Below are 264 nucleotides of genomic sequence, written 5' to 3'. Positions count from 1 at the left end.
CACCGTCGTATGATGCGATGGGGGGACGGATCGCGGAAGGTTGTCTGACTGTTGGAATAGTCAGTTTCTGCTTCATAGAAGGCGCTTAGGCAAATCCGGGCGCGTAATTCAAGGGAGTGGGACGAGGTGCTTAGGCACTGAAGCAATCGGAAGTGGTTCCAAGAAAAGCCTCTAAGCTTCAGTCATACGAGACCGTACCGCAAACCGACACAGGTGGGCGAGATGAGTATTCTAAGGCGCTTGAGAGAACTCGGGAGAAGGAAC

General features: G+C 53.0%; 1 rRNA gene. It reads left to right on the top strand.

The features are described 5' to 3' along the window. A 23S ribosomal RNA gene (locus GTP90_RS37785) occupies positions 1–264 on the top strand; the annotation flags it as partial.

Origin of the sequence: Duganella vulcania (genome assembly GCF_009857655.1) — a bacterium.
In the GTDB taxonomy this organism is placed as follows: Bacteria; Pseudomonadota; Gammaproteobacteria; order Burkholderiales; family Burkholderiaceae_D; genus Rugamonas; species Rugamonas vulcania.
This window is presented reverse-complemented; position numbering and strand designations above follow the sequence as displayed.